General features: G+C 32.6%; 33 protein-coding genes. 1 reads left to right on the top strand and 32 read right to left on the bottom strand.

The features are described from left to right. Nucleotides 1-2: 2 nt before the first annotated feature. The 10 genes from rfbB to IR010_RS10260 form a co-directional block, all read right to left on the bottom strand. Entirely contained in the window at nucleotides 3-1,049 is a 1,047-nt protein-coding gene (gene rfbB / locus IR010_RS10215) for a dTDP-glucose 4,6-dehydratase (protein WP_194603563.1), read from the bottom strand. A 14-nt stretch (nucleotides 1,050-1,063) separates the two neighbouring features. Beyond that, nucleotides 1,064-2,071 carry a mannose-1-phosphate guanylyltransferase gene (locus tag IR010_RS10220; protein ID WP_194603565.1) on the bottom strand — a complete coding sequence of 336 codons (1,008 nt, stop codon included), beginning with the start codon at nucleotides 2,069-2,071 and terminating at the stop codon, nucleotides 1,064-1,066. A 34-nt stretch (nucleotides 2,072-2,105) separates the two neighbouring features. Next, nucleotides 2,106-3,389, bottom strand: coding sequence for a nucleotide sugar dehydrogenase (locus IR010_RS10225; protein WP_194603568.1), 1,284 nt, complete (start codon nucleotides 3,387-3,389; stop codon nucleotides 2,106-2,108). A gap of 306 nt (nucleotides 3,390-3,695) precedes the next feature. Continuing rightward, nucleotides 3,696-4,160, bottom strand: a complete 465-nt coding sequence (locus tag IR010_RS10230) for a UpxY family transcription antiterminator (RefSeq protein ID WP_194603571.1) — start codon at nucleotides 4,158-4,160, stop codon at nucleotides 3,696-3,698. Nucleotides 4,161-4,239: 79 nt separating this feature from the next. Then, nucleotides 4,240-5,631 (bottom strand): UDP-glucose 6-dehydrogenase, encoded by a 1,392-nt coding sequence (locus tag IR010_RS10235; protein WP_194603574.1) that lies wholly within the window; start codon nucleotides 5,629-5,631, stop codon nucleotides 4,240-4,242. Nucleotides 5,632-5,659: 28 nt separating this feature from the next. Then, nucleotides 5,660-6,643: an SDR family oxidoreductase gene (locus IR010_RS10240; RefSeq protein WP_194603577.1), complete on the bottom strand. Its 984-nt coding sequence runs from the start codon at nucleotides 6,641-6,643 to the stop codon at nucleotides 5,660-5,662. Nucleotides 6,644-6,651: 8 nt separating this feature from the next. Next, nucleotides 6,652-9,099 (bottom strand): polysaccharide biosynthesis tyrosine autokinase, encoded by a 2,448-nt coding sequence (locus tag IR010_RS10245; protein WP_194603581.1) that lies wholly within the window; start codon nucleotides 9,097-9,099, stop codon nucleotides 6,652-6,654. Nucleotides 9,100-9,114: 15 nt separating this feature from the next. Further along, nucleotides 9,115-9,900 (bottom strand): polysaccharide biosynthesis/export family protein, encoded by a 786-nt coding sequence (locus IR010_RS10250; protein ID WP_029272066.1) that lies wholly within the window; start codon nucleotides 9,898-9,900, stop codon nucleotides 9,115-9,117. A 70-nt stretch (nucleotides 9,901-9,970) separates the two neighbouring features. Then, nucleotides 9,971-10,591 (bottom strand): recombination mediator RecR, encoded by a 621-nt coding sequence (gene recR, locus IR010_RS10255; protein ID WP_029272065.1) that lies wholly within the window; start codon nucleotides 10,589-10,591, stop codon nucleotides 9,971-9,973. A gap of 51 nt (nucleotides 10,592-10,642) precedes the next feature. Beyond that, complete coding sequence (locus IR010_RS10260) at nucleotides 10,643-11,008, bottom strand: CoA-binding protein (RefSeq protein ID WP_194568748.1); 366 nt, start codon at nucleotides 11,006-11,008, stop codon at nucleotides 10,643-10,645. Between the two features lie 151 nt (nucleotides 11,009-11,159). Here IR010_RS10260 and IR010_RS10265 point away from each other — a divergent pair, with 151 nt between their 5' ends. Further along, a complete protein-coding gene (locus IR010_RS10265; RefSeq protein ID WP_029272063.1) occupies nucleotides 11,160-11,789 on the top strand; it encodes a MarC family NAAT transporter in 630 nt (209 codons plus the stop codon). A gap of 74 nt (nucleotides 11,790-11,863) precedes the next feature. On the opposite strand, the gene ctlX is transcribed toward IR010_RS10265, so the two are convergent. The 22 genes from ctlX to rplX all read right to left on the bottom strand — a co-directional run bounded on the left by ctlX (nucleotide 11,864) and on the right by rplX (nucleotide 26,527). Next, a complete protein-coding gene (gene ctlX / locus IR010_RS10270) occupies nucleotides 11,864-12,799 on the bottom strand; it encodes a citrulline utilization hydrolase CtlX (protein WP_194568751.1) in 936 nt (311 codons plus the stop codon). Nucleotides 12,800-12,879: 80 nt separating this feature from the next. Continuing rightward, nucleotides 12,880-13,794, bottom strand: a complete 915-nt coding sequence (locus IR010_RS10275; RefSeq protein WP_194568753.1) for a dimethylarginine dimethylaminohydrolase family protein — start codon at nucleotides 13,792-13,794, stop codon at nucleotides 12,880-12,882. A 66-nt stretch (nucleotides 13,795-13,860) separates the two neighbouring features. Beyond that, on the bottom strand, nucleotides 13,861-15,138 hold the full coding sequence (locus IR010_RS10280; protein ID WP_029272059.1) for a citrate synthase: 1,278 nt from the start codon (nucleotides 15,136-15,138) through the stop codon (nucleotides 13,861-13,863). Nucleotides 15,139-15,293: 155 nt separating this feature from the next. Next, nucleotides 15,294-16,586, bottom strand: a complete 1,293-nt coding sequence (eno, locus tag IR010_RS10285) for a phosphopyruvate hydratase (protein WP_029272058.1) — start codon at nucleotides 16,584-16,586, stop codon at nucleotides 15,294-15,296. Nucleotides 16,587-16,686: 100 nt separating this feature from the next. Beyond that, a complete protein-coding gene (gene carA / locus IR010_RS10290; RefSeq protein ID WP_194568764.1) occupies nucleotides 16,687-17,805 on the bottom strand; it encodes a glutamine-hydrolyzing carbamoyl-phosphate synthase small subunit in 1,119 nt (372 codons plus the stop codon). A 250-nt stretch (nucleotides 17,806-18,055) separates the two neighbouring features. After that, complete coding sequence (gene rplQ, locus IR010_RS10295) at nucleotides 18,056-18,547, bottom strand: 50S ribosomal protein L17 (protein WP_029272056.1); 492 nt, start codon at nucleotides 18,545-18,547, stop codon at nucleotides 18,056-18,058. Between the two features lie 36 nt (nucleotides 18,548-18,583). Continuing rightward, the gene (locus IR010_RS10300) at nucleotides 18,584-19,576 is read right to left on the bottom strand and encodes a DNA-directed RNA polymerase subunit alpha (protein ID WP_026109818.1); all 993 of its coding nucleotides are present in this window, start codon (nucleotides 19,574-19,576) and stop codon (nucleotides 18,584-18,586) included. 21 nt (nucleotides 19,577-19,597) lie between these two features. Then, nucleotides 19,598-20,203: a 30S ribosomal protein S4 gene (rpsD, locus tag IR010_RS10305; protein ID WP_029272055.1), complete on the bottom strand. Its 606-nt coding sequence runs from the start codon at nucleotides 20,201-20,203 to the stop codon at nucleotides 19,598-19,600. 89 nt (nucleotides 20,204-20,292) lie between these two features. Beyond that, a complete protein-coding gene (gene rpsK / locus IR010_RS10310) occupies nucleotides 20,293-20,676 on the bottom strand; it encodes a 30S ribosomal protein S11 (protein WP_007803677.1) in 384 nt (127 codons plus the stop codon). A gap of 8 nt (nucleotides 20,677-20,684) precedes the next feature. Further along, nucleotides 20,685-21,059: a 30S ribosomal protein S13 gene (gene rpsM / locus IR010_RS10315; RefSeq protein WP_007803675.1), complete on the bottom strand. Its 375-nt coding sequence runs from the start codon at nucleotides 21,057-21,059 to the stop codon at nucleotides 20,685-20,687. A 2-nt stretch (nucleotides 21,060-21,061) separates the two neighbouring features. Next, nucleotides 21,062-21,178 carry a type B 50S ribosomal protein L36 gene (gene ykgO / locus IR010_RS10320; protein WP_072945378.1) on the bottom strand — a complete coding sequence of 39 codons (117 nt, stop codon included), beginning with the start codon at nucleotides 21,176-21,178 and terminating at the stop codon, nucleotides 21,062-21,064. A 12-nt stretch (nucleotides 21,179-21,190) separates the two neighbouring features. Beyond that, complete coding sequence (infA, locus tag IR010_RS10325) at nucleotides 21,191-21,406, bottom strand: translation initiation factor IF-1 (RefSeq protein ID WP_007136545.1); 216 nt, start codon at nucleotides 21,404-21,406, stop codon at nucleotides 21,191-21,193. Between the two features lie 7 nt (nucleotides 21,407-21,413). Then, nucleotides 21,414-22,760, bottom strand: coding sequence for a preprotein translocase subunit SecY (secY, locus tag IR010_RS10330; protein WP_029272054.1), 1,347 nt, complete (start codon nucleotides 22,758-22,760; stop codon nucleotides 21,414-21,416). Nucleotides 22,761-22,772: 12 nt separating this feature from the next. Continuing rightward, nucleotides 22,773-23,225, bottom strand: a complete 453-nt coding sequence (gene rplO, locus IR010_RS10335; protein WP_026982954.1) for a 50S ribosomal protein L15 — start codon at nucleotides 23,223-23,225, stop codon at nucleotides 22,773-22,775. A gap of 11 nt (nucleotides 23,226-23,236) precedes the next feature. Then, nucleotides 23,237-23,419, bottom strand: coding sequence for a 50S ribosomal protein L30 (gene rpmD, locus IR010_RS10340; RefSeq protein WP_017495010.1), 183 nt, complete (start codon nucleotides 23,417-23,419; stop codon nucleotides 23,237-23,239). 12 nt (nucleotides 23,420-23,431) lie between these two features. After that, the gene (gene rpsE, locus IR010_RS10345) at nucleotides 23,432-23,956 is read right to left on the bottom strand and encodes a 30S ribosomal protein S5 (protein WP_085950926.1); all 525 of its coding nucleotides are present in this window, start codon (nucleotides 23,954-23,956) and stop codon (nucleotides 23,432-23,434) included. 3 nt (nucleotides 23,957-23,959) lie between these two features. After that, the gene (gene rplR / locus IR010_RS10350; protein ID WP_029272053.1) at nucleotides 23,960-24,310 is read right to left on the bottom strand and encodes a 50S ribosomal protein L18; all 351 of its coding nucleotides are present in this window, start codon (nucleotides 24,308-24,310) and stop codon (nucleotides 23,960-23,962) included. A gap of 11 nt (nucleotides 24,311-24,321) precedes the next feature. Continuing rightward, nucleotides 24,322-24,864, bottom strand: coding sequence for a 50S ribosomal protein L6 (gene rplF, locus IR010_RS10355; RefSeq protein ID WP_029272052.1), 543 nt, complete (start codon nucleotides 24,862-24,864; stop codon nucleotides 24,322-24,324). Between the two features lie 18 nt (nucleotides 24,865-24,882). Continuing rightward, nucleotides 24,883-25,281, bottom strand: coding sequence for a 30S ribosomal protein S8 (rpsH, locus tag IR010_RS10360; RefSeq protein WP_029272051.1), 399 nt, complete (start codon nucleotides 25,279-25,281; stop codon nucleotides 24,883-24,885). A 104-nt stretch (nucleotides 25,282-25,385) separates the two neighbouring features. After that, nucleotides 25,386-25,655, bottom strand: a complete 270-nt coding sequence (gene rpsN, locus IR010_RS10365; protein ID WP_007803655.1) for a 30S ribosomal protein S14 — start codon at nucleotides 25,653-25,655, stop codon at nucleotides 25,386-25,388. Nucleotides 25,656-25,658: 3 nt separating this feature from the next. Continuing rightward, the gene (gene rplE / locus IR010_RS10370; RefSeq protein WP_017495015.1) at nucleotides 25,659-26,210 is read right to left on the bottom strand and encodes a 50S ribosomal protein L5; all 552 of its coding nucleotides are present in this window, start codon (nucleotides 26,208-26,210) and stop codon (nucleotides 25,659-25,661) included. A gap of 2 nt (nucleotides 26,211-26,212) precedes the next feature. Beyond that, a complete protein-coding gene (gene rplX / locus IR010_RS10375) occupies nucleotides 26,213-26,527 on the bottom strand; it encodes a 50S ribosomal protein L24 (RefSeq protein ID WP_007803650.1) in 315 nt (104 codons plus the stop codon). Nucleotides 26,528-26,533: the final 6 nt, after the last annotated feature.

A 26,533-nucleotide genomic window follows, 5' to 3' on the forward strand; every position in this document is an offset into this window, starting at 1 on the left:
TTTTACGAATATTGTTTTTGGTAATAATCTTTATATGAACCTGATGTTACATTTTGCAGCCACTCTTCATTATTCAAATACCAATTTATAGTTTTCTCTAATCCTTCTTCAAAAGTGACAGAAGGCTTCCATCCAAGCTCTTTATTAATTTTTGAAGCATCTATCGCATAACGTAAATCATGTCCTGGTCTATCTTTTACATAAGTAATTAACTTTTCAGAAGTCCCCTCGCTTCTTCCTAATTTTTGATCCATAATTTGGCACAATAATTTAACCAAATCAATATTTTTCCATTCATTGAAACCGCCAATATTATAAGTATCATGGTTTTTTCCCTCATGAAAAACTAAATCTATAGCAATCGCATGATCTTCCACAAACAGCCAATCGCGAGTATAATTACCATCTCCATAAACAGGAAGTGGCTTATTATTAATAATATTATTTATAAAAAGTGGAATTAATTTTTCAGGAAAATGGTATGAACCATAATTATTAGAACAATTAGTTAACACATAAGGCAATCCATATGTTTCACCGTAAGCTCTAACAAAATGATCCGAACTTGCTTTAGAAGCTGAATATGGTGAATTTGGGTCATAAGGAGTTGTTTCTGTAAAAAGCCCTTCTGTTCCTAGTGAACCATATACTTCATCAGTGCTAATATGGTAAAATCTTTTGCCTTCAAAATTATCTTTCCATTGATTTTTTGCTGCATTAAGCAAATTCATAGTGCCGATAACATTTGTTTTTACAAAAGCTAAAGGATCTTCAATTGAGCGGTCAACATGAGATTCTGCAGCTAGGTGCAGTATACCATCAAAATTATATGTTAAAAAAAGTTCATTAATAAAAGCTTCATTGACTATATCTCCTTTTACAAAATGATAATTAGACTGATTTTCAATATCTTTAATATTCTCTAAATTTCCAGCATATGTCAAGGCATCCAAATTGAATATTTGATAGTCTGGATATTTATTTACAAATCGTCTTACTACGTGTGATCCAATAAAACCAGCACCTCCTGTTATAAGAATTTTTTTCATTTAAAATTTTAAAATTAATTTAATAAATCTGAATTCAGCTTTTCCAATTCACTATAAATATCCTTTACATCCTGTGAATTTTCCTTTTGTAAAATTAAGTTAGCTGTATCTGTATACACAAAAATAGTATTTTTTAATCCTAAAAACACAGTATGTTTTTCACTTCCTATAACCATATTCCCATTTTTATCAACTGTATGTCCTTTAGAAACTAAATAGTCATAAACTGATTCAAATGATCCTAAATCTGACCAAGAAAAAGAGGCAGGAACTACTTTAATTTTTTTACTGCGCTCCATTACAGCATAATCTATACTTAAAGAAGGTATCTCAAGTGATAAGTCTAAATCTAAAAAACCATCTTTAGAAGATTCCCATACTGACTTCGATTTTTCATAAATATCAGGCTGAAATTGTTTAAGTTCTTCTAAAAGAACACCCGCTTTAAAACAAAACATTCCACTATTCCATAAAAAATTACCTCGAGAAATAAATTCTTTAGCAGTTGTTTTATTAGGTTTTTCTCGAAAAGAAATAACTTTGTCTCCTTTTGATTCAATATAGCCATAACCAGTTTCTGGTTTAGTCGGAATAATCCCAAAAGTAACAATAAACCCTTCCTGAGCTTTTAAAATGGCCTCATTTATTGAAGTATTGTAATCTTCGATCTTATCAATAATATGATCTGAAGGTGTTACAATTAATATGTCTTCTGGGTTAGATGCAAATGCGGCGAAAGCGATAGCCGCCGCCGTATTTCTAGGTGTAGATTCAACAATATTTACATATGATGTCTTAGACTTATTCATCACTTTTTCACTTAAGTGATGATTATCAACGTTACCAACAACCATTACATTATCAGCAAGACTGCTATTACGATCTACTGTCATTTCAAACAATGACTTACCTTCAAATATTTCCAAATATTGTTTGGGTTGACTTTTACGAGAAAGAGGCCATAACCTGCTACCTACGCCTCCCGTTAAAATTACATGTATAATTGAATTATTTTTCTCCATTTTTTTCTGTAAATAAAAAAAGGGTTTATAGTTACTATAATCTGTTATCAGCTATAGCTCCTAAAACTCCTTTTACATCGTATAATAAACTATTTGTTTTTTGCAATTCATTAAAATTTAATTCTAAAAATTCTGCATGAGCAACTCCTAGAACAATTGCGTCAAATTTATTATTCGGAACAGAGTTAATTGTTACTAAATTATACTCTTTTTTTACATCATTTGCATTAGCTAGCGGATCATATATGGTGACCGAGATTCCGTATTCTGTTAATGCTTTTACTACATCAACAATTTTAGTATTTCTAACGTCTGGGCAATTTTCTTTAAAAGTAATTCCAAGCATTAATAGCTCTGCTCCATTAACAGAAATACCTTTTTTTATCATCAACTTAACAACTTGAGACGCAATGTATTCACCCATACTGTCATTTAAACGTCGTCCTGCTAAAATTATTTCAGGATGGTAGCCAAATTCTTGTGCTCTTTGTGCTAAATAATAGGGATCAACTCCTATACAATGTCCTCCCACTAAACCTGGTTTAAAAGGAAGGAAATTCCATTTTGTAGATGCAGCTGCTAATACTTCCTGAGTATCAATATTCATTAAATTGAATATTTTAGCCAATTCATTTACAAAAGCAATATTAATATCTCTTTGAGAATTCTCTATAACCTTTGCCGCTTCTGCAACTTTTATCGAAGGAGCTAAATGAGTTCCCGCTGTAATAACGGATTTATATAATTTATCAACTTTTAATCCTATTTCAGGAGTTGAACCTGAAGTTACTTTCAAAATCTTCTCTACAGTATGCTCTTTATCACCTGGATTAATTCGTTCTGGAGAATATCCTGCAAAAAAATCTTGATTAAATTTAAGTCCTGAAATTTTTTCTAAAACAGGCACACATTGTTCTTCTGTAACTCCTGGATAAACGGTAGATTCATAAATTACGATATCACCCTTTTTTAAAACTTTTCCGACTGATTCGCTCGATTTATATAAAGGAGTTAAATCTGGACGATTATTTTTATCAACAGGGGTTGGAACTGTTATTATAAAATAGTTACAATCTGCTATATCATTTAAAGAAGTGGTACAATACAATCCTTTTTCATCATTTGGACTATTAATTAGTACCTTCTGCAAGGTTACATCATCAACTTCTAGTGTAGAATCTGTTCCTGATTTTAAAGAAGCCACTCTTAATTCGTTTATATCAAAACCTACAACAGAATATTTTGTACCAAATAGCCTAGCCAAAGGAAGACCAACATAACCTAAACCTATAACAGCTATTTTAATATTTTGATTCAATTTTGTAGTCTTTTTTATTCAATTCACTCATTACAATTCACGGCTTCGCCATCCTGAGTCACAAAAAATTGACACAGGTATTCTAAAATCATTTGCGGCAAATATAACATATTAAGTCAATTTATTCAATACGGTTTCCCGTAAACATCAAAAATCTACTGGTTAAAAAAAACAAAAAATAATCAAACTACTATCTATCAGCATATAAAAAGTAGAATAGCTAAAAAAAAAGAAGATAAAACCTCAAATCAGAGAGATTTTATCTTCTTTTCATTTAAAAATAAGTTAAAAATTTAAAGTTAAATTTTACTTATATTTTATTTTTAACACACACCCTAAAGATTCCAGTACTAAAATATACTGTGTATTAGAAATTTCCTGAACAATTGCATCTTGGTTATTGAATGCTCCTGAATCCAATTTTATTCTATCGCCAACCTGAATTGATCTTACTGATATATCACTAATATTTAAACTCTTCAGACTTGTTTTGATAACATTTATTTCCTCATCTCTTACAATGGCTGGCTTTCCAAGCCAAAATAAATATCGAACAACACCCGGAACCGTAAATACTGAATTTCGTTCTGAATCTGATAATTGTACAAAAACATAAGAATTGAAAAGCGGCACTTCAATCTTTTTCTTTCTATCTGACCATTGTTTCACTTGAGTTATTAATGGACAGTAGCACTCAATCCCATTTTGCGTAAGCTTCTCCGCAACTTTTTTCTCCCATTTAGGCTTTGTATACAAAACATACCAAGTCATAATTTTTCTCTTTATTGAAATAAATTTCTAAACTTCTTCCCTATTCATTTCATATTATTTATTTCAATATTATCTTCAACTAAGAACCTATTCCTTTATAAATAAATCCAATTGCTTCAACTTCTTTTGCATTCAAAATATTTCGGCCGTCAAAAAGAAATGCTGGCTTGTGCATCGAATCATAGATTTTTTTCCAATCGTAAGTTGCAAACTCATCCCATTCTGTTAAAACAGCAATAGCGTGCGATCCTTTGCAAGCTTCATAAGCATTGTCGAATATTGCTAATGAATTGCTATTATCTTCATTTGATCTTGTATGCAAATAATCCAAATCACTCAACATTTTATTTCTTGAAACCTTAGGATCGTAAACTGAGATTTTAGCCTGTTCGTTTATTAAATCATCTGCAACATAAATAGCCGCAGACTCACGTGTGTCGTTTGTGTCTTTTTTGAAAGCCCAACCTAAAAATGTTATTTTCTTATCTGCAACTGTATTATATAAAGTCTGAACAATTTTATTAGAAAATCTTCTTTTTTGATGATCATTCATTATGATTACTTGCTCCCAATAATCTGCAACTTCATTTAATCCATATGATTTTGCAATATAGACTAAGTTTAAAATATCTTTCTGAAAACAAGAACCTCCAAAACCAACAGAAGCTTTAAGAAACTTAGAACCAATTCTGCTATCCATACCGATTGCTCTTGCTACTTCAGTTACATCTGCACCGGTTTTTTCACACAATTCTGACATTGCATTTATAGAAGAAATACGCTGTGCCAAAAATGCATTAGCCGTAAGCTTAGACAATTCTGACGACCAAACATTCGTAGTTAAAATTTTATCTTTTTCGACCCAGTTTGCATAAACATCGACCAACGCATTAATTGCATTTTGCCCTTCAGGAGTTGTATCTCCACCAATTAAAATTCGGTCCGGATTCAGTAAATCTGTAACCGCTGTTCCTTCTGCTAAAAATTCAGGATTTGATAAAATTTGAAACTGAACTCCATTTCCTGTATTATCTAAAATACTTTTTATTGCTTCAGCAGTTCGAACTGGCAAAGTTGATTTTTCAACAACTATTTTATTTTGCTTCGCAACTTTTGCAATTTGCCTTGCACATAATTCGATATATTTTAAATCAGCCGCCATACCTTTTCCTTTTCCATAGGTTTTAGTTGGGGTATTTACTGATATAAAAATTACTTGAGCTTCATCAATTGCTTTCTCAACTTCTGTTGAAAAGAAAAGATTTCTATCTCTTGCCTCTGCTACGATCTCTGATAAACCCGGTTCGTAAATCGGAATGTTATCTGTATTGGGATCATTCCAATCTTTAATTCTTTGTTCGTTCAAATCGACAACAGTGACTTGAATATGTGGACATTTTTGTGCAATTACTGCCATTGTTGGACCTCCAACATAACCTGCGCCAATGCAACAAATTTTTGTAATTTTCATTTAATTTACTATTATCTTAATCTTCGACTTATTTCAAATTTTCCCAATACCAACTTACTGCTTCTTTCAAACCTTCCTGTAATGAATATTTAGGATTATAACCCAACATTGTTTTCGCTTTGTCAATACTTGCCAATGAATGCGGAATATCACCTGCACGATTTTCGCCATAAATGATCTTCACATTAGCAATTTCCGAATCAAATTCAGATAAATATTTTTTTAAATATCCAAGCAAATCATTGAGTGTATTTCGATCGCCAAATGCTGTATTGTAAACTGTATTTACCGCCTCTGTATTTTGACTTGTCATTGCTAATTCATTCATTTGAATTACATTATCAATATATGTAAAATCGCGAGAATAATTTCCGTCTCCATTTATAACTGGACTTTCATGATTCATCAATTGCATAACAAACTTCGGAATTACGGCCGCATACGCTCCTTTTGGATCTTGTTTTCTTCCAAAAACATTAAAATAACGCAATCCAATAGTTTCTAAACCATATGTTTTACTGAAAATTTCAGCATATAATTCGTTTACATATTTTGTAATGGCATATGGTGATAATGGCTTTCCAATCACATCTTCAACTTTTGGCAATCCTACTGAATCTCCATAAGTTGAAGAACTAGCCGCATAAATAAAACGTTTTACTTTTGCATCACGGGAAGCTGTAAGCATGTTTAAAAATCCAGAAACATTAACATCGTTTGTCGTAATTGGATCATTTATAGACCTTGGAACAGATCCTAAAGCGGCTTGATGCAAAACATAATCAACTCCTTGAACTGCTGAAACACAATCGGCAATATTTCGGATATCTCCTTCGATTAATTTAAAATTAATATTCTCTATAAAATCTTTCAAATTATGGCGATGACCTGTTGAAAAATTATCGAGGCAAATAACTTTATAGTCAGCTTTTAAAAAATACTCACATAAATTAGATCCAATAAAACCAGCTCCACCTGTAACTAAAACTGTTTTTTGAGTTGATGTTTTCATTACTTCAATTATTTTCTATTGAATTTATTAAGAATAGATTCTAAAAATCCTGTTTTCTTATCTTCTTCATGATATCCGTTTGCATATGCTCCATAACCATATCCGTATCCGTAAGCAGATCCGTATTTAGCCTTGTTCTCGTAACCATTTAAGACAATACTCGCATTGCTTAGTTCACCTCGCTTAATTCTTGTATTCAGCAACGTTATCATTTCTTTTTTAGTATAATTCTGTCTGACAATATAGAGCGTTACATCTGCATATTGTGCTAATTCTAAAGCATCAGAAACTAGACCAACCGGAGGTGTATCTAAAATAATATAATCATACTTCTCTTTTAACTCATCTATTAATTCTTTCATTGCATCACTTAAAATCAATTCAGATGGATTTGGAGGTATTGGCCCAGAAAGTATAACATCAAGATTTGGAATTGGTGTTGAATTTGTAATTTCAGCTAAAGTATTTTGCTTAATTAAATAATTTACAACGCCTTTATGATTTATAAGATTAAATTCATCTGCCAATCTTGGTTTTCTAAGATCTAACCCAATAATTACTGTCTTCTTTTCACTTAATGCAAAAACCGTCGCAATATTTATAGAACAAAATGTTTTTCCTTCTCCACTAATTGAAGAAGTTATCATTAAAGTTTTCGAACCGCTGACCTGCTGTTTTTTATATAAAAACTGTAATGAAGAACGAATGGTTCTGAAAGCTTCAGAGAGCGCGGACTTTGGCTTATCAAAAACAGCTAAATTAACCCCGCCTTTATTAACCCCAATTACGCCAATTAAAGGTATTTGAGTCAACTTACTGATATCATCTGCATTTTGAATTGAATTATTGATGAAGAAAATTCCAAAAACAAATAATAATGGAATCAAAAAACCAAGAAACAAAGCCAATATATAATTTACAGAAGTCTTAGGTCCAATAAGCCCTCCTCCAATATCTTTTGCGGGATCAATAAAATGAATATCTGACAAGTTAGAAGCTTTTACAATCTCAGCTTCATTTCTTTTTTGCAAAAATTCAGTATAAATATTATCGTTTAAGTCGTATTTTCTTTTAATTTTTAATAATTCCTGCTGTTCTTCGGGAAGTCTTTTAACAGTACTTTCTGCCTGGCCAATCTTAGCGTTTACCATGGACAAATCATACAGCAATGAAGCTTTGGCCGAAGCAATATTTTCTTGTAAAACATTTTTGACAGCCTGAATTTGATTATCAAAATCTTTAAAAATCTTATCACTTTTTACAGCATATGCCATTTCTGATCTTTGAGTAGAAAGAGCAATAAGTTTCGAAATACTTGCAATTATATTTGGATCTTCAATTCCTGCAACAGATGGAGCCGGCAATCGTGAATAGTCTACACTATTATTTAAATAGGCTTTTAGAGAATTATAATAAGCAATTTTTCTAGAAACCTGATCTTTTTCCAGATCAAAGTCCATTATTTTATCAGAAACCTTAGCTCCTCCGCCTTCAATTTCGTATATGTTTTTATTTTTTGTAAAAGATTTCAGCTCATTGCCGGTCTGTTTTAATTCTGATTCCATTGCAACAAGCGTACTGTCAATAAATGCAATTGTATTTGTTGCAAATTGGTTTTTACCGTCAAGCTGAATTTTGATCAACATTTTTACAGTTGCATTCAAATATTCTACCATTCTGGCTTTATTGGCACCCTGAAGACCTAACGTTAATATCGAACCTCCCTTATCATCAGAGTTAACGCTTATTCCTCTATAGCTAGCCACAGTACCGTCAAAATCATTAAACCTTATAAAATACTCATTTCCTGTATACAAACCTGGATTGTCATTTATTTGCAATTTCAAATTTAAAAAGGGCAAAGAAACCTGTTCGCCAACTTTAAATCTTTTCACAAATTCGACAGGCTGAACAGCAGTGTTAGAATAAGTATTATTAGAATAAGTAATTAATGAAACCGAAGGACTTTCAAATGGAATACGAATTTCATACTCGTTTGCACTTAAAAATTTGATACGAATTAATGTATTTGCAAGCTGGCCTTTTGATTTATCAATATCTACATAAAAAGGCACTGCTCCGTAGGAGTCCACCAAATTATATTCTCCTTGTGTAAGATAATCAATATAGAACTGTAATTTACTTACAACCAACTCATTGTGAGATCTAGATTGTAATACTGTAGAAATTCCATTTACTTGATCTGAAATTCCGGCCCAATTAAAAACTAAACTAGTGTTTGATGTAAAAAAAGGATTTCTTTCTTCTTTAATAGAAACCATCGTCTGCATTCCATAAATTTTTTCTTTACGAATATTTACGTGATATGCTATCGAAAAAGCTATTATTAAACTAATTAAGAATAATTTCCAGTAACTGAGAATTTTTAATAAAAACCCTTTAAAATCAAAATTTGAATGATTTTCAAAAATCGAAAAATCTTTTATATCTAACATCTTTTGAATTTAGTTTTAATTTTTGATAATCAGATAAACAGTCGTTGCCAATGATAATAGCGTAATAATGGTGCCTATAGATTGTATACCTGTTTGTCCCGTTCCCCACGTTTTCTGTCTCAATGGTTTTACGTAAATATAGTCGTTTGGCTGTAAATAATAATATGGTGATTTCATTACATTAACATCTGTAAGATCAATTTCATTCATTTGTACACCTGTAGGAGTCTGGCGAATTACCATTACAGCTTTTCTATTTCCTACAGTTGTAATATCACCAGAATTTGCAATGGCTTCCATGATGTTTACATGCTCTTGAAACAATGTTTTTGTTCCAGTGCTTCCAACCTCTCCATTTATAGTATATCTAAAACCAGCCAATTTAACTGTAACAAAAACATTGGCTTCGCTCTTAAAATATTCATCAAGTAATTTTTTCTCAATTTTAATTCTTACCTCTTCCAAGGTAAAACCTATAACGTTAATTTCTCCTAGAATTGGCATACGGATGTTACCATGATCATCGACTGTAAAACCATCAAAATACAAACCAGATTCTGATTGAGGAGCTCCTCCTCCAGTAGTGCTAAAAATAGACACTAATTTGGGATCAATCGCTTTTATAGAAACACTTAATACATCATTTACCTGCAATCTATAAGGCTTAGATTCAACTGCAGCAATTGTATTTTGTTCTCCAGAAGTATTTTTATCCTGCAAATACACCAAGTCTTTTATTGGAATGCAAGATGTAAAAAATGTACTGATCAATAGTAATAAATAAAAGCTCTTTTTTGTCATTATTGAAAATTTATCGCAAATATAGTTTTTCCTTTAATCTTCAGAAAATCTATGCTTTATTTAGGTTTATTTAATTGTTTTTGAAAGTTTTTTCAAACGGAACACGATGCAAAATACTTCTTCCGAGTGTAATTTCATCTGCATATTCCAACTCATCTCCTACAGAAATTCCTCTTGCTATGGTAGAAATCACAATTTCCGCTTCTGCAATTTGCTTGTAAATATAGAAATTTGTGGTATCACCCTCCATAGTTGAACTGAGCGCAAAAATAATCTCTATAACTTTTCCAGATTTAACTTTCTCAACTAAACTTGAAATATTTAACTGACTAGGACCTACACCTTCAATTGGAGAAATTTTACCTCCAAGAACATGATAAATTCCTTTATATTGACCTGTATTTTCAATTGCCATTACATCTCTAATATCCTCAACTACACAAATAGTCTGATGATTTCTTGCCTGATTTGCACAAATTTCACAAACCTTTGTATCTGAAATATTATTACAGCTTTCGCAAAATTTAATATCCTCACGCATATTTAATAATGCCTGCGATAAAAAACCGGTCTGTTCTTTAGGCTGTTTTAATAAATGGAGAACCAATCGCAAAGCTGTTCTTTTGCCAATTCCAGGCAATTGAGACATTTCGTTGACTGCTTTTTCTATTAATTTTGATGAAAATTCCATGGGACAAAAGTAATACTTTTAATGATTTACAAGGCTTTGAAGCCACTAAAATCAATATTGATTAGTAGCCAATAAAACCAATGTACAAGCAACTTCAGCCTTAATATTATTCAATTCTAACAATTGGTATAATTCTGGATTTTCAGTTCCTGGATTAAAAACGACTCTTTTGGGCTGTGCTTCTATAATGTAATTATAGTAATCACGCTGACGAGTAGGATTCAAATATAAAGTAACAGTATCTATATTCTTAACAGGAATGGCTTTAGTGTGAATTTTTACACCTGCCACTTCACCCGCTTTTTGACCAATTGCCAAAACAGAGTGCCCTTTATCTACCAACATATTTATTGCTCTAAAAGCATAACGTTCTGGTTTTGTAGTAGCACCAAGAACTAAAGTTTTTTTATTTTTCATCATTTTAAAATATAATGCAAAAGTAATCAAAAAGAATGAGCTTAATTAAGGTAATTTATTTAGAATTAACAGTAATAAAAACAATATCCTAACACGAATTTGCTTTGAAATATTAAAAATTGACTATTTTTACTTTACTAACCCCAATTATATGGATTTATTCGTTTACCTATTTGCTGCTCTTTTTTCAGTTTTAAATCCAATCGGAACCGTTCCTATTTTTGTTGGACTAACACAACATGATTCTCAAAAAGAACGTTCTAGAATTTCATTGTGGACTGCCATAAACGTTTTTATTATTTTGATTGTTTCTTATTTTATTGGACAGTATGTTTTAACTTTTTTCGGAATTAGTATTGATGCTCTGCGAATTGCTGGCGGAATCGTAATTGTAAATTCTGGTTTTTCATTACTTTCTGGAAAGTTCAACAAAACAAGAGGAATCAATAAAAAGATTGAAAATGAAGCACAACAACGAAATGATATCGCACTAACTCCATTAGCAATTCCAATGTTAGCTGGTCCTGGATCAATTTCGCTATTAATCGCTTTTTACCAAGAGCATCACGGAATGGAAGAAATCATCATTTCGACATTAGCTATTTTAGCCATTGCAGTTGCTATTTTTGCTATTCTAAAAAGCGCACATTACTTAGCAAGAATACTTGGTGCTTCAGGAATTGTTGCCATCTCTAGAATTGTCGGTTTTATCGTAATTTCTATCGGAATTCAATACATAGTGAGTTCTATCATTAATATTATAAAAGGAAATTTAATGTAGATTGCTTTCTTTTAAAACCAAAAAGAGGGATAAAACATCTTGTTCTATCCCTCTTTTTATATTTAAAAATACCTTTAGTTTCTCGGCAAAAACACTTCAGCCATCATGCATCTGGCGCTTCCGCCTCCACAAGCTTCGATTGTATCTAGGCTTGAACTCAAAATTTCAGCATGATTTTCTAATTGAGCAATTTGTTTTGGAGTTAAGCTCTGATGAGCAGAAGCGCTCATAACAATATATTTTTTATCATTTGTGCCTCTAACTTCTAACATATTACCTGCAAAATTATTTACCTGCGCTTCAGTAATCAAAATAATTTCTTTTTTGTCGGCTTTTAGATTTTCAAGAACCATTTTACGCTCTTTTTTATCATCAATACAATCAGCACAAATAACAGCAAATGTTTCGCCTAAGCACATCATTACGTTCGTATGATAGATCAACTTACGTTCTCCATCTACAGTTTGAAAAGCTTCAAAAATTACGGGAGCATAATCAAAATCTTCACAAAACTCAATAAATAATTCTTCATCAGCGCGAGGTGACAAAGCACAGTAAGCTTTTGCATTTGCTCTGTCTAAAAGCAGACTTCCTGTACCTTCCAGAAAAAAACCATCTTCTTCTGCCGATGTGTAATCCATGATATTAGAAATCTCAAAACCTTTTTCTTCAAGGGTATCTAAAATATCTTCACGACGTTCTTGACGACGATTTTCAGCAAACATTGGATACAATGCTACATCTCCATTTTCATGAAATGAAACCCAATTATTTGGAAAAATACTATCTGGAGTATCCGTTTCTAACGTATCCTCTATAACTGTAACATCAACTCCTACCGCTCTTAGTTTTTCAACAAAAACATCAAATTCTTGCTGTGCTTTAGCATTTACTGTACTTGGTAAAAGTCCGTCTAATACTTTTTGGTAATAATTATTTACGGCAGTTTGTTCATTCATTCTGAATGCAACTGGCCGAATCATTACGATTGCATTTGTTGTTTGTTTCATTTTTTATGTTTTATTTGTTCCAAGTTTCAGGTCAGGCTTCACGTTGCAAAAGACTTGAAACCTTAAACTTGAAACAATATTTAATCTCTAATTAACGGTAAGGTTGAACATCTTAGTAACCCTTCTTGTTTTGCGATTTCAGCGTATGGAATTTCTTCAACAATAAATCCATTTGAACGAAGCCAGTTATTTAATCTTGTAAAGTTCTTTTCTGAAACTACTACATTTTCATCAATCGAAAATACATTCGAAAACATATGATACATTTCGTTTCTTTCGATATGAAATAAATTTTCTTTCCCAAAAAGATTTACTAAATACAAATAATCAGCTTCTTCGCGAAAACCCCTTTTGTAAATAATTCCTTTGTTTTTGCCAACTGGCTGAAAACAACAATCTAAGTGAAGTGCATTGTCGCGTGCTTCTAATTTAGATTTTACTAAATCAAATTCTTTGACAATTTTATTCGGAAATAATTCCTTAATATAATTAACGCCCTGCATATTGGTTCTTGCAGTGATATAATCTTTATAATCACTTCCTTTATAAGTTCCAATAAAAATATGATCATTCCAAAGCATAACATCGCCGCCTTCTATATGAACTTCTTCTGGAGGACGAACTACTTTCAGCGGATTTATTTGATCTATTACGTATTGAATTGCATCCAATTCTCGTTCTCTATCTGGCAGTATATTAGATTTTACAAATACATCATCAATTACAAAACCAATATCTCTAGCAAAAATCTGATTGTAATTTTCAATCATTTCCGGACGATAAACTTTTACATCATATTTTTGAAAAACAGCATTAAAAGCATCCATTTCAAGAACCATGTCTTTTTCAAGAGGATAAGTTCCTGCTTTTATATGTTCCAATGATTTAGGATCATAGGCTTCATCCAAAGATGGTGTTGGCCCATTATGAACAGCAGAACCCAAAACTACAGCACGTAATCTTGATGTTTCGTTCTTAACATTTAATTGCAACATAACTTTATTATATTTTGGGCAAATATAAAAAAAGCTTCACAGTTAAGTGAAGCTTTTAAAGTTATTTTATTTGTTAGACTTAAACTCTCTCAGCGGATGACCAGTGTAAATTTGTCTTGGTCTGCCAATTGGCTCTTTGTTTTCACGCATTTCTTTCCATTGCGCAATCCAACCTGGCAATCTACCAATAGCAAACATAACTGTAAACATATCAGTTGGAATTCCCAAAGCTCTGTATATAATTCCAGAGTAAAAGTCAACGTTTGGATATAAGTTTCTAGATTTGAAGTAATCATCTTCAAGAGCTGCTGCTTCTAATTTTTTAGCAATTTCTAAAATTGGATCTTCAACACCTAAAGTTTCTAAAACCTCTTTAGCTGCTTTTTTGATGATCTTTGCTCTTGGATCAAAGTTTTTATAAACTCTATGACCAAATCCCATTAAACGGAAAGGATCATTTTTGTCTTTTGCTTTCGCTAAAAATTTATCAGTGTCTCCACCATCTTTATTGATTTCTTCCAACATTTCAAGTACTGCCTGATTTGCGCCTCCATGAAGAGGTCCCCAAAGTGCAGAAACTCCAGCAGAAATAGAAGCAAATAAACCAGCATGAGATGAACCCACCATTCTTACAGTTGAAGTAGAACAGTTTTGCTCGTGATCTGCATGAAGAATAAATAATTTATCCAATGCTGCAACAACAACAGGATTTGCTGCGTAAGGTCCTGTAGGCAATTTAAACATTAATTGCATAAAATTATCAACGTAACCTGTTGTGTTATCGTAGTAATTTAATGGATAACCCATAGATTTTCTATAAGTCCAAGTTGCAATTACAAGAAATTTACCCATTGTTTTGCAAATGGCTTCATACATTTCTTTTTCATTATCAACATTTACTGCTTTAGGATTAAATGCTGTTAAAGCACTAGTTAAAGCAGATAAAACGCCCATTGGATGTGCTGTTTTTGGGAATCCGTCAATGATATTTTTCATCTCTTCGTTTACCAAAGTATGTTTTTTAATACCATTTTCAAACTGCTCTAATTCTTGAGCTGTTGGTAATTCACCAAAAATTAAAAGATAAGATACTTCTAAAAAATTAGCTTTTTCAGCTAAATCTTCAATTGAGTACCCTCTGTAACGCAAAATTCCTAATTCTCCGTCTAAGAAAGTGATTTCACTTTTGCAAGAACCAGAATTTTTGTATCCTGGATCAATTGTAATAATCCCAGTTAAATCACGTAATTTGTTGATATCGATAGCTGATTCATTTTCGCTCCCCGTAATAACCGGAAGTTCAATTTTTTGACCATCTACTTCTAATGTAGCTATTTTTGACATAATATATCGGAAATAAATCTTTAAAATAATAATTTATCAAATCTAAGGAATTTAAGACTAATTAAAAAAAGAATCCTGCTATGAATTTGTTAAAACTCCAAAAAAAAACCATCCGCAAAAACGAATGGTTTAAATTTAATATATAACTCTTACAATTATTTGATTTTGAAAGCGTTTAATCCTGGGAAATAAGCAGTACTCCCTAATTCTTCTTCAATTCTTAATAATTGATTGTATTTTGCCATACGATCAGAACGAGAAGCTGAACCTGTTTTAATTTGACCACAGTTCAAAGCAACAGCTAAATCAGCAATTGTAGTATCTTCAGTTTCTCCAGAACGGTGAGACATTACTGAAGTATAACCAGCATTTTTAGCCATGTTTACAGCAGCAATAGTTTCAGTTAAAGTTCCAATTTGGTTTACTTTAACTAAAATTGAATTTGCAATTCCTTTTTCGATCCCAGTAGACAAACGCTCAACGTTAGTAACAAATAAATCATCACCTACTAATTGTACTTTATCACCAATTTTATCTGTTAAGTATTTCCATCCATCCCAGTCATTTTCGTACATACCGTCTTCGATAGAAATAATTGGATATTTAGCAGCAAGTTCAGCTAAATAATCAGCTTGCTCTTCAGAAGTTCTGATTTTACCAGTTTCACCTTCAAATTTAGTATAATCGTATTTACCGTTTACATAAAACTCAGAAGCAGCGCAGTCAAGAGCAATCATAATTTCGTCACCGAAAGTATATCCAGCTTTTTCAACTGCTAATTTGATAGTATCTAAAGCATCTTCAGTACCTCCAGCTAAGTTTGGAGCAAAACCTCCTTCATCACCAACTGCAGTACTTAAACCTCTGTCATGTAATACTTTTTTCAAACTATGGAAAATTTCAGTTCCCATTTGCATAGCGTGTGTAAATGAAGTCGCTTTTACAGGGAAAATCATAAATTCTTGAAATGCAATAGGCGCATCAGAATGAGAACCACCATTGATGATATTCATCATCGGAACAGGCAATGTGTTAGCAGAAACTCCACCAACATATCTGTACAATGGCAATCCAAGTTCATTAGCAGCAGCTTTTGCAGCAGCCAAAGAAACTCCTAAAATTGCATTAGCTCCTAATTTAGATTTATTTGGAGTTCCGTCTAAATCAATCATTAACTGATCGATAGTGTTTTGTTCGAAAACAGAAGTTCCAACTAACTCTTCAGCAATAACAGTATTTACATTATTCACTGCGTTCAAAACTCCTTTTCCAAGATAAGCTTTACCTCCATCACGTAATTCAACAGCTTCGTGCTCTCCAGTTGATGCTCCAGATGGAACAGCTGCTCTACCTAAAACTCCATTTTCAGTTACTACATCAACTTCAATAGTAGGATTACCTCTAGAATCAAGAATTTGTCTTGCGTGAACTTTAATTATAATACTCATTATTTTTGTTTTTTATTAATAAATTATATTTTTTTTCGAAATTATAAAAATATTTAATAGTAAAAATGCATTCTTGCTATTAAACGCCTTTATTTATTAACTATATCGTTTTAGCAGTAGCTAGTTTAATGTTCTCAACAAATTGATCGAATAAATAAGAAGAATCGTGAGGTCCAGGACTAGCTTCAGGATGGTATTGTACTGAAAAACAATTCTTATTCTTCATTCGCATACCTGCAACAGTATCATCATTCAAATGTATGTGCGTAAGCTCTAATTCCGGATGTCCTTCTAAAGATTCTCTTTTCACAGCAAAACCATGATTTTGAGAAGTAATTTCACCTTTACCTGTTATAAGATTTTTTACAGGATGATTAATTCCTCTGTGCCCACCAAACATTTTGTAGGTTGGAACCCCATTTGCCAAAGCAATAATTTGATGTCCTAAACAAATTCCAAATAACGGTCTGTCATCTGCAATAATTCTTTTCGCAACTTCTATCGCTCCGTAAAGAGGGTCTGGATCTCCAGGACCATTTGACAAGAAGTAGCCGTCAGGATTAAAAGCTTCCAAATCTTCATAAGTAGAATCATATGGAAAAACCTTAATATAGCAATCTCTCTTAGCAAGATTTCTTAAGATGTTTTTCTTTATTCCAAGATCTAAAGCTGATATTTTATAAGCAGCATTTTCGCTACCAAAAAAATAAGGCTCAGTAGTTGAGACTTTTGAAGCCAACTCTAAACCTTCCATATTTGGCACATTAGCCAGTTCTTTCTTTAAATCTTCAACTGAAGTGCCATCTGTACAGATCACAGCATTCATAGCCCCGTTATCACGAATGTAGCTAACAAGTGCTCTTGTATCAACATCTGAAATACAAATAAGGTTTTGTTTCTTGAAATAATCTTCTAAGCTTCCAGAAGCATCTTCTCTAGAATAATTAAAACTAAAGTTTTTACAAACCAAACCAGCAATTTTAACGCTTTCTGATTCAATTTCTAAATCATTTACACCATAATTACCAATATGGGGATTAGTAGTAACCATAATTTGTCCGAAATAAGAAGGGTCTGTAAAAATCTCTTGGTATCCGGTCATTCCAGTATTAAAACAAACTTCACCGAAAGTTTTACCGCTAATTCCGATAGATTTTCCGTGAAAGATAGTTCCATCACTTAGTAATAAAATGGCGCTTTGTCGTGTCGTGTATTTCATTATTTAATTGTATTGTTTTTGATCGTCATTCAAAACTGGCAAAGCCCGTTTCAATTGTAATTAGATATTGTGCAAATTTACTTCTTTAAAAGAGTGCTTCCAAGATTTTTTAAAAATTTCATTGATAAAAATAAAACCTACACATTCAAATAAGTTAAATTTTAATTTTCTTTTTCAAAAAAAATCAAAAAAAAAGGATAAACTAAAAATTAGTTTATCCTTGATTTCTATAGAATCATTACTTTCATAATTATTCAGAAGCTTCAGTAGTCGATTCTGATTCAGCAGCAGGAGCTTCTGGAGTAGTCTCCTCAGCTTTTTTAGCTTTACCACCACGACGGCTTTTTGCTTTTTTAACTTCTTTTTTACCACCATTGTAAAGTTCATTGAAATCTACAAGTTCGATCATTGCCATATCAGCATTATCTCCCAAACGATTTCCAACTTTAATGATACGAGTGTATCCACCTGGACGGTCTCCAACTTTAGCAGCTACGTCTCTGAACAAGTCAGTTACAGCATATTTGCTACGTAAGTAAGCAAAAACAATACGACGGTTGTGAGTCGTATCTTCTTTTGATTTTGTGATTAAAGGCTCAACGAATTGTTTAAGCGCTTTAGCTTTAGCAACAGTAGTGTTAATACGTTTGTGCTCAATAAGAGAACAAGCCATATTAGCTAACATAGCTTTTCTATGTCCAGTCTGTCTGCTTAAGTGATTGAATTTTTTTCCGTGTCTCATTGCTATTTTAAATTTAACCCCGCAAGCGGGATTGAATTATTCTTTATCTAGTTTGTATTTAGCTAAGTCCATTCCGAAAGTTAAATTTTTAACTGCAACAAGTTCATCAAGTTCAGTTAAAGATTTTTTACCAAAATTACGGAATTTCATTAGGTCATTTTTATTGAACGATACTAAATCACCAAGTGTATCAACTTCAGCCGCTTTCAAGCAATTTAATGCTCTCACAGATAAATCCATATCAACAAGCTTAGTTTTAAGCAATTGTCTCATATGCAATGACTCTTCATCATACGATTCTGTTTGTGCAATTTCGTCAGCCTCAAGTGTAATTCTTTCGTCAGAAAACAACATGAAATGGTGAATTAAAACTTTAGCAGCCTCAGTAAGAGCATCTTTTGGATTAATAGAACCATCAGTTTTAATTTCAAAAACTAATTTTTCATAATCTGTTTTTTGTTCTACACGGAAGTTTTCAATTGCATATTTTACATTTTTTACCGGAGTAAAAATAGAGTCTGTAAAAATTGTTCCAATTGCAGCATTCTGTTTTTTGTTCTCCTCAGCAGGAACGTATCCTCTACCTTTTTCGATTGTTAAATCGAAGTTCAATTTGATTTTTGAATCTAAATTACAGATAACAAGGTCTGGATTCAGAACCTGGAAACCTGATATAAATTTTTGAAAATCACCTGCTGTTAATTGATCTTTTCCAGAAACAGAAATAGTAACTGCTTCATTATCGATATCTTCAATTTGACGTTTGAAACGTACTTGTTTTAGATTAAGGATAATTTCGGTAACATCTTCAACAACACCTGAAATAGTAGAAAACTCATGATCTACACCTTCGATACGAACAGATGTAATTGCATAACCTTCTAATGCTGAAAGCAAAACTCTTCTAAGTGCATTACCAACTGTCAATCCATAACCAGGTTCTAAAGGTCTAAATTCGAATTTACCTTCAAAATCGGTTGAATCGATCATGATAACTTTATCGGGCTTTTGAAAATTAAATATTGCCATAAATTTCGACTAAGTCAATTATTATTTGTTGTACAACTCTACGATTAATTGTTCTTTAATGTTTTCTGGAATTTGAAGTCTTGCAGGTACAGAAACGAAAGTTCCTTCTTTAAGATCATTGTTCCAAGTAATCCATTCATAAACATGACTTGAATTTGATAAAGAACGTTCGATAGCTTCTAAAGATTTAGATTTTTCACGAACTGCAACTTTATCACCAGGCTTAAGGTGGTAAGAAGGAATATTTACAACTTCTCCATTTACAGTAATGTGTCTGTGAGATACTATTTGACGAGCACCTCTTCTAGATGGAGCAATCCCCATTCTAAAAACAACATTATCTAATCTTGCTTCACATAATTGTAATAAAACCTCACCAGTTACTCCTTTAGTTGCTGATGCTTTTTCGAATAAATTTCTGAATTGTTTTTCTAAAATTCCATAAGAATATTTAGCTTTTTGCTTTTCCATTAACTGAACAGCATACTCAGATTTTTTTCCTCTTTTTTTAGCCATCCCGTGTTGTCCAGGTGGGTAATTTCTTTTCTCGAAAGATTTATCATCTCCGAAGATTGCTTCGCCAAATTTACGAGCGATTCTTGTACTAGGACCAGTATATCTTGCCATTTTAAATTGTTTAAGATTGAGATTATGAATTCAGGTCTTATCCTTCGATAATCTATTTTCAATCTAGGTTATACTATAAATTTTGAGTATTAAACTCTACGTCTTTTTGGAGGACGACATCCGTTGTGAGGCATTGGAGTAACATCGATAATCTCAGTAACTTCAATTCCACCGTTATGAATAGAACGGATAGCAGACTCACGCCCGTTTCCTGGTCCTTTTACATAAACTTTAACTTTTTTAAGTCCCGCCTCAAGAGCTACTTTACTACAATCTTCTGCTGCCATTTGAGCTGCGTACGGAGTATTCTTTTTAGAACCTCTGAAACCCATTTTACCAGCTGAAGACCAAGAAATAACTTCACCTTTCTTATTAGTCAAAGAAATGATAATGTTGTTGAAAGTGGCAGAAATATGAGCTTCACCCGTTGATTCAACGATAACTTTACGTTTTTTTGCAGTTGCTTTAGCCATATTACTTATTATTTAGTTGCTTTTTTCTTGTTAGCAACAGTTTTTCTTTTACCTTTTCTTGTTCTAGAGTTGTTTTTAGTTCTTTGTCCTCTTAACGGAAGACCAGATCTATGACGGATACCTCTGTAACAACCAATATCCATTAAACGTTTGATGTTTAAAGAAACTTCAGAACGTAATTCACCTTCAATTTTGTAAAATGAAACTGCATCACGAATCGCTCCGATCTCATCATCATTCCAATCTTGAACTTTTTTATCTTGGCTAACTTGAGCTTTCTCTAAAATCTCAATAGCTCTACTTCTTCCTAATCCGAAGATATAGGTAAGTGCTATAACACCTCTCTTATTTTTTGGGATATCTACCCCTGCTATTCTTGCCATAATTATCCTTGTCTTTGTTTAAATCTAGGATTCTTTTTGTTTATTACGTACAATCTCCCTTTTCTACGCACAATGATGCACTCGGGACTTCTCTTTTTTACTGATGCTCTAACTTTCATAGTGAATATCCTTTAATATCGATAAGTAATTCTTGCTTTTGACAAATCATAAGGACTCATTTCTAGTTTCACTTTATCACCAGGTAATAATTTGATGTAATGCATACGCATTTTACCAGAAATATGAGCAATTACAATATGTCCATTTTCTAACTCTACACGGAACATCGCATTTGACAATGCTTCAATGATTGATCCGTCTTGTTCTATTGCTGATTGTTTTGCCATAAATATATTAAGCTACTGCTTTTCTATTTTTACCAGTCTTCATTAAACCATCATAATGTTTGTTTAATAAGTATGAATTGATTTGCTGGATAGTATCTATCGCAACTCCAACCATAATTATTAATGAGGTACCTCCAAAAAACATCGCCCAAGATTGTTGTACATCCATAATACTTACAACAATAGCTGGGAACACAGCAATCAAAGCAAGGAATAAAGATCCTGGGAAAGTTATTAAAGACATCACTTTATCTAAGAAATCTGAAGTTTCAGCACCTGGACGAACGCCAGGGATAAAACCACCACTTCTTTTTAAATCATCAGCCATTTTGTTAGTAGGTACAGTGATCGCAGTATAGAAAAATGTAAATACAATAATTAAAGTTGCAAATACAAAGTTATACCAAAAACCAAACATATTACTAAAAGCGCCAACAATAGATTGTGATGTATCTGATTTAGACAATCCAGCTACAGCTGCAGGTATAAACATAATTGCCTGAGCAAAAATGATTGGCATAACCCCAGAAGCATTAAGCTTAAGAGGAATCCATTGTCTATTACCACCTGCCAAATCTTGCTCATAGTCACCAGTTGTTGTACGACGAGCATACTGAACTGGAATCCTACGTACTGCCATTGTAAGCAATACACAAGAAATAATTACTAATAACCATACAATAATTTCAATAGCCATTAACATTAAGCCTCCAGTATTATTAGTAACAACAGACTTAAATTCTTGCATAAAAGCTTGTGGTAAACGAGCTAAAATACCGACCATAATCAATAATGAAATTCCATTTCCAATACCTTTATCAGTAATCTTTTCTCCAAGCCACATAGCAAAAATTGTACCCGTAACTAAGATAATAACAGACGAAAACAAGAACTCCGGAGAATTAAAGCCTAGTAAGAATGCACTTCCAGGTAACGTTCTGTATAAATTGTAGATATAAGTTGGACCTTGAACCAATGTAATAGCAATAGTTAACCAACGTGTAATTTGATTAATCTTTTTTCTACCACTTTCTCCATCATTTTGAAGTTTTTGTAAATAAGGAATAGCAATTCCCATTAACTGAACCACAATAGATGCAGAAATATAAGGCATAATTCCTAAAGCAAAAACTGAAGCTTTAGAGAAAGCACCTCCGGTGAACATGTCTAGAATAGATCCTAGACCATTTTTAGTTTGTCCTGCTAACCCCATCAATTGAGTTGCGTCAATTCCAGGAAGCGTAACGTGTGCTCCAAAACGATATACTAAAAGTAATCCTAAAGTAATTAGGATTCTATTTTTCAGTTCTTCGATTTTCCAAACATTGCTTATTGATTCAATAAATTTCTTCATACAATAGAAAAATTATATTGTTACAGCCTCTCCACCAGCAGCTTCAATAGCAGCTTTTGCAGTAGCAGTAAATTTGTGAGCAGTTACTTTTAATTTTGCTTTCAATTCTCCTCTACCTAAAATCTTAACGATTTCATTTTTGGTAGCTAGACGATTTGCTACGAAATCTGTCATTGAAACAGAATCAGTAATCACACCATTGTCTACTAATAATTGAAGCGTATCTAAATTAACACCTTCGTATTCTTTACGGTTGATGTTTGTGAAACCAAACTTAGGTACACGTCTTTGAAGTGGCATTTGCCCTCCTTCAAAACCAATCTTTTTAGAATAACCAGAACGAGATTTTGCTCCTTTGTGACCTCTTGCAGCAGTGCCACCTTTTCCAGAACCTTCTCCTCTACCTAATCTTTTGTTTTGATTGTGTGTTGACCCTTCAGCTGGTTGTAAGTTACTTAAATTCATAACAGTATTTGTTATTTAGCTTCTTCGACAGAAACTAAGTGTTTAACTTTGTTTATCATCCCAAGGATAGCAGGGTTTGAATCATGCTCTACAACTTGTCCCATTTTACGTAGACCCAAAGCTTCTAAACCTCTCTTTTGAGAAAGAGGACAGTTGATTTTGCTTCTTACTTGTTTTACTAATAATTTAGCCATAATTTCCTTGAATTAACCTTTAAAAACTTTTTCTAAAGAAACACCTCTTTGTTTTGCAACAGTATGAGCGCTTCTCATTTGCAATAAAGCATCAAAAGTTGCTTTTACTACGTTATGAGGATTTGATGATCCTTGAGATTTAGATAATACATCGTGAATACCTACTGATTCAAGAACTGAACGAACAGCTCCACCAGCAATAACTCCTGTACCATGAGAAGCAGGAATTAAGAATACACGTGCACCACCAAATTTACCTTTTTGTTCGTGAGGAACAGATTGTCCGTTCAAAGGAATTTTCACTAAATTTTTCTTAGCATCTTCTACTGCTTTCGCAATTGCTTCAGAAACGTCTTTAGATTTTCCTAATCCGTGACCAACTACTCCATTTTCATCACCTACAACTACAATAGCAGAAAAACCGAAAGCTCTACCACCTTTTGTAACTTTAGTAACACGATTAACACTTACCAGACGGTCTTTAAGTTCAAGACCACTTGGTTTTACCAATTCTACATTTTTGTATTTAGACATAATATATTAGAATTTAAGTCCAGCCGCTCTTGCGCCTTCTGCTAATGATTTAATACGACCGTGATATAAATAACCTCCTCTATCGAAAGTGATGGTATCAATCCCAGCTTTTAACGCTTTCTCTGCAACTAGTTTTCCAACAGCAGTAGCAATTTCAACGTTAGTACCTTTTCCTATTTCTTTTTCTCTTGAAGATGCAGCTAATATAGTAACTCCATTTACATCATCAATAAGTTGAGCGTAAATTTCTTTGTTACTTCTAAATACAGATAGTCTTGGGTTAGCAGCAGTACCACTAATCGATTTTCTAATTCTGAATCTAATTCTCTGTCTTCTATCAGATTTTGTTAATGACATAATCTTATTTTTTAAGCTGATTTACCTGCTTTTCTTCTTAATACTTCACCCACAAATTTAACACCTTTTCCTTTGTATGGCTCAGGCTTACGGAAACCTCTGATTTTCGCAGCAACTTGACCTAAAAGTTGTTTATCAAATGATGTTAATTTTACGATTGGGTTTTTACCTTTTTCAGATATTGTTTCTAAAGCTACTTCTGGAGCAATTTCTAAAACAATATTGTGAGAATATCCAAGAGCTAAATCTAATTTTTGACCTTGGTTTGAAGCTCTATAACCAACTCCAACTAATTCAAGTTCTTTTGTAAAACCTTCAGATACACCAATGATCATATTATTGATTAATGATCTGTATAATCCGTGTTTTGCTCTTTGGTCTTTATGATCAGACGATCTCTCTAATAGAACTTGATCGCCTTCAACTTTTACAGTAATGTCCGAGAACTCCTGAGTTAGTTGACCTTTTTTTCCTTTTACTGTAATGATACCGTCTTTAACTTCTATAGTTACACCGGCAGGGACTACAACTGGGCTTTTACCTATTCTTGACATCTTATTTAGTCTTTAAAATTAGTATACGTAACAAATTACTTCACCACCTACATTTAATTGCTTAGCTTGTTTTCCAGTCATCAAACCTTTTGATGTAGAAACAATAGCAATTCCTAATCCGTTAAGGATTCTTGGTAATTTGGCAGCACCTGCGTATTTACGTAAACCAGGTTTACTAATTCTTTGGATATCTTTAATTACAGGCTCTTTAGTATCTTTATCATACTTTAAAGCGATTTTGATCGAACCTTGAACGGTATTCGTTTCAAATTTGTAACTTAAGATATAACCTTGATCAAATAAGATCTTAGTTATTTCTTTTTTAAGATTAGAAGCTGGAATTTCAACAACTTTATGGTTTGCAGCCACAGCGTTACGAACTCTAGTCAAATAATCTGCAATAGGATCTGTATACATATGTATTTGATTGCGATTATGGTTTTCGGGAGATACTCATCTCCCGAACCTTTAATCAATTAAAATTATTTTTTGGTTTGCAAAAGTAATAACTTATTGCCAGATTACCAAGATGCCTTTTTAACTCCAGGAATTAATCCATTATTAGCCATCTCACGGAAAGTTACACGCGAAATACCAAATTGACGGATATAACCTCTTGGTCTACCTGTTAATTTACAACGATTGTGTAAACGAACTGGTGAAGCATTTTTAGGTAATTTTTGTAATCCTTCAAAATCTCCAGCTTCTTTCAAAGCTTTTCTTTTCTCAGCATACTTAGCTACCGTTTTCTCTCTTTTCACCTCACGGGCTTTCATTGATTCTTTAGCCATGTCTTAATTCTTTTTAAAAGGTAATCCTAATTCAGCCAATAATGACTTTGCTTCCTTGTCTGTTTTTGCAGTAGTAACAAATGTAATATCCATTCCTGAAATTTTGTTTACTTTGTCAATATCAATTTCTGGGAAAATGATTTGCTCTAAAACTCCAAGGTTGTAATTACCTCTTCCGTCAAAACCAGTAGCTTTGATACCACTAAAATCTCTAACGCGTGGTAAAGCAGAAGTAATAAGTCTATCTAAAAACTCATACATTCTTTCACCACGTAAAGTAACTTTTGCTCCAATAGGCATCCCTTTTCTCAATTTGAATGACGCAACGTCTTTCTTTGAAATTGTAGATACTGCTTTTTGTCCAGTGATCTTTGTCAACTCATCAACTGCATAGTCAATAAGTTTTTTATCAGATACAGCTGCACCAACTCCACGGCTCAAAACGATTTTTTCAAGTTTTGGAACTTGCATTACGTTTGTATATCCGAATTCCTCTTTAAGAGCAGAGATTACTCTACTCTTATATTCTTCTTTTAGTCTAGGTGTATATGCCATTACTATAGTACTTGATTAGATTTTTTTGAAAATCTTACTTTCTTATCTCCTTCTACTCTAATACCAACTCTAGTTGTTTCCTTAGTTTTAGGATCAATTAGTGAAATGTTAGATATTTGTATAGAAGCTTCTTTCTTAACGATACCACCTTGAGGGTTTTTAGCACTTGGTTTTGTATGTTTCGAAACCATGTTTACACCTTCAACTATCGCTTTATTTTTCTCACGGTAAACACGTAAAACTTTACCTTCAGCACCTTTATGGTCTCCAGCAATAACTCTTACGATATCTCCTGATTTTATTTTTAGCTTTATCATCTTAAA

This window comes from Flavobacterium sp. MR2016-29 (assembly GCF_015350695.1).
Taxonomy (GTDB): Bacteria; Bacteroidota; Bacteroidia; order Flavobacteriales; family Flavobacteriaceae; genus Flavobacterium.